General features: G+C 63.8%; 3 protein-coding genes. All 3 read left to right on the top strand.

Going from position 1 to position 2516, the window contains the following annotated elements; genetic code table 11:
* Positions 1–107: 107 nt before the first annotated feature.
* The 3 genes from tnpA to tnpC are packed head-to-tail and all read left to right on the top strand — an operon-like array spanning position 108 to position 2461.
* A complete protein-coding gene (gene tnpA / locus WS91_RS24710; RefSeq protein WP_231752090.1) occupies positions 108–494 on the top strand; it encodes an IS66-like element accessory protein TnpA in 387 nt (128 codons plus the stop codon).
* Entirely contained in the window at positions 491–838 is a 348-nt protein-coding gene (gene tnpB / locus WS91_RS24715; protein WP_059671215.1) for an IS66 family insertion sequence element accessory protein TnpB, read from the top strand. Before tnpA ends, tnpB begins: the two co-directional genes overlap by 4 nt.
* A gap of 51 nt (positions 839–889) precedes the next feature.
* Positions 890–2461: an IS66 family transposase gene (gene tnpC / locus WS91_RS24720; protein ID WP_059671216.1), complete on the top strand. Its 1572-nt coding sequence runs from the start codon at positions 890–892 to the stop codon at positions 2459–2461.
* The last annotated feature ends 55 nt before the right edge of the window (positions 2462–2516 follow it).

Genomic DNA, 2516 nt, shown 5'->3' on the forward strand with positions numbered 1-2516 from the left:
GTAAGCGCGAGACCAGTACCGTCTAGGAGCGTTCGATGACGAATGTCATGATGTCCGTCGAAGGACACGAATGACCGGTCGTGTCCACGATAGGAGTTGTGGACAGAGTGACTCAGACAGTCGAGATCCCGTCGAGACGGCAAACGCGCCGACATCCAACGGAATGGAAGCGGACCATCGTCGCGCTGACATTCGAGCCCGGCGCGTCGGTCGCCCGTGTTGCTCGCGAGAACGGCATCAATGCCAATCAGGTGTGGGCATGGCGCCGCCTCCATGCGCAAGGCCTGCTAACGGATGATGCGATTCCAGAGGCAATGCTGCCGGTTGTCGTCAACGAACCGTCTCAGCCGTCGATGGCGCTCGAAGTGCCGACTGCGACCGACAACATACCGTCCGGCTCGATCCAGATTCAGCATGGCAAGACGTCGATTCGCATCGAAGGCGCGCCGGACCCCGACGTGCTGCGTTCTGTTCTCGATCGTATTTTACGATGATCGGTCTGCCTCAAAACACGCGGATCTGGATCGCGGCGGGCGTCACCGATATGCGATGCGGCTTCAATTCGTTGGCCGCGAAGGTACAGACGGTGCTGGAGAAAGATCCGTTCTCTGGACACGTCTTCGTGTTCCGGGGCAAGCGCGGTGACCTGCTGAAGTGCTTGTATTGGAGCGACGGCGGGCTATGTTTATTGGCGAAGCGGCTCGAAAAAGGACGCTTTGCTTGGCCCCGTGCCGACTCTGGTGTGGTCGCGCTGACAACCGCTCAGCTGTCGTTGTTGCTCGAGGGCTTCGATTGGCGACAGCCGGTCGAAGCCGCGCGCCCACGTAGCGCGCTGTAAACCATTGTTAACTGGTGTTCGCGTGATCGTGGGCAGTCGTAAACTGTCCTCATGGAATCGACCTCGACCGCGCTGCCCGACGACATCAACGCTCTGAAAGCGTTGCTGCTTGAGCGTGATGCCCAGGTTGCTGAGCTGCGAAAGCAGCTCTCGTCGCGGGCACTCGAAATCGAGCATCTGAAGCTCACGATCGCGAAACTGCGCCGAATGCAGTTCGGCCGGAAATCGGAGAAACTAGATCGCCAGATCGAACAGCTCGAATTGCGGCTCGAGGACCTGCAGGCCGAGGAAGGTGCCGTCGATGTGGCAGCCGCTCCCGAGGCAAAGCGGCAGCGCCGCGAAGGTGCGAGCCGCAAGCCGCTACCCGAACATCTTGAACGCGAAGAGCGCGTCCATCTACCCGCCGATGATGACTGCCCCGATTGCGGTGGGCAGCTCAAGCCGTTGGGCGAAGACGTCGCGGAGCAACTCGAATACGTGCGTGCGCACTTCCGCGTGATCCGTCATCGCCGCCCGAAGCTGGCCTGCGCGCGCTGTGATCGCATCGTGCAGGCCGCGGCGCCGAGCCGGCCGATCGAGCGCGGCAGCCCGGGGCCGGCACTGCTCGCACACATCGCCGTGTCGAAGTTCGCGTACCACCTCCCGCTGCACCGCCAGGCGGTGATGTACGCGCGTGACGGCGTCGAGATCGATCCCGGCGCGATGGGCTACTGGATGGGTAGCATCACGGCGCTGCTCGCACCGTTGGTCGACGCCGTGCGCCGCTACACGCTGGCCTGCGGTAAGGTTCATGCGGACGACACTCCGCTGCCGGTGCTGGCGCCGGGCAACGGTCGCACGAAGACAGGACGTCTCTGGGTCTACGTGCGCGATGATCGGCCGAGCGGCTCCGACGAACCGCCGGCGGCCTGGTTCGCCTACACGTCCGATCGCCGCGGTGAGCATCCGCAGCAACATCTCGCTGACTTCGCCGGCGTGCTGCAGGCTGACGCGTTCGCTGGCTATGCCGAGCTGTATCTCGACGGCCGCGTCCAGGAAGCCGCGTGTATGGCTCACGCGCGCCGGAAGATCCACGACCTGCATGCGGTGCGCCCCAACGCCGTGACGGAGGAGGCGCTGCGCCGGATCGGCGCGCTCTACAAGATCGAAGAGCAGATCCGCGGCAAGCCGCCCGACGAACGGCGCAGTGTGCGCCAAGCGCAGGCGGTGCCACTGCTCGACGACATGAAGCGCTGGTTCGAGGCGACGCTTGCCACGCTCTCTGCAAAATCTGACACGACCAAGGCGATTCGGTATGCGCTGAATCGCTGGCCGGCGCTCGTCTACTACTGCAGCGATGGGTGTGCGGAGATCGACAATCTGATCGCCGAGCGAGCACTGCGAGGCGTCGCTCTCGGAAGGCGGAACTATATGTTCGTCGGCGCCGACTCCGGCGGCGAACGTGCCGCCGCGATGTACAGCCTGATCGGCACGGCACGCCTGAACGGCCTCGATCCCGAGGCGTATCTCGCCTACGTGCTCGAGCGCATCGCCGACCATCCGGCCAACCGCGTCGACGAACTGCTCCCGTGGAACGTCGCACCGTCGCTGTCGCCTACTGCTCGCGTCGAGCCCATCCGATAGCGCCGCGAATCTCCGTCGTCAACAACCTGAACTACGGTACTGCTCAGGCGCTTAC

The sequence above is a fragment of the Burkholderia sp. MSMB1498 genome, from assembly GCF_001526245.1.
Taxonomy (GTDB): domain Bacteria; phylum Pseudomonadota; class Gammaproteobacteria; order Burkholderiales; family Burkholderiaceae; genus Burkholderia; species Burkholderia savannae.

Coding starts and splice junctions, on each gene's coding strand:
- tnpB (WP_059671215.1), top strand. CDS start 491: ATGATCGGTCTGCCTCAAAACACGCGGATCTGGATCGCGGCGGGCGTC.
- tnpC (WP_059671216.1), top strand. CDS start 890: ATGGAATCGACCTCGACCGCGCTGCCCGACGACATCAACGCTCTGAAA.